This window comes from Vibrio sp. OPT46 (assembly GCF_015163535.1).
Lineage (GTDB): Bacteria > Pseudomonadota > Gammaproteobacteria > Enterobacterales > Vibrionaceae > Vibrio > Vibrio alginolyticus.
Genome location: NZ_JADDYG010000356.1, coordinates 2,139 through 2,612 on the forward strand (window position 1 = coordinate 2,139; position 474 = coordinate 2,612).

At 43.0% G+C, this 474-nt stretch carries 1 protein-coding gene; it reads left to right on the plus strand.

Annotated features, from left to right (window positions below):
• On the plus strand, nt 1-474 hold a 474-nt coding region (locus IQR33_RS15845), incomplete at both ends, for a S16 family serine protease (RefSeq protein WP_322631774.1).

Genomic DNA, 474 nt, shown 5'->3' on the forward strand with positions numbered 1-474 from the left:
GATGGCTGGGCACCCTGTCAGCTATGGTGAGCCTGCACGAATATCTTGTGTAATTCATTTTGGTGATGGCGATGTTTCCGATGTTGAGCGCAAAGCTGAGCTTGGAGGCAATCTACATGCAAAAGGCATGATGATTATGCAAGCTTTCTTGAGCTCTGCTCTGAAACTGGATGAACCACTGCCTTACTCTGCCTCCATCGTATTTGAACAGTCTTATAGTGAAGTTGATGGTGACAGCGCATCTCTTGCAGAACTTTGTTGCTTGGTGAGTGCTTTATCTGAATCTCCAATTAATCAACAAGTTGCGGTTACAGGGGCTGTTGATCAGTTTGGTCGAGTGCAAGCCGTCGGTGGCTTGAACGAAAAAATTGAAGGTTTTTATCAGGTTTGTAAACATCAAGGTTTTACAGGAAATCAAGGTGTTGTGATGCCAAAATCAAACCTTAAACACCTTGCATTACATAAAGATGTAAT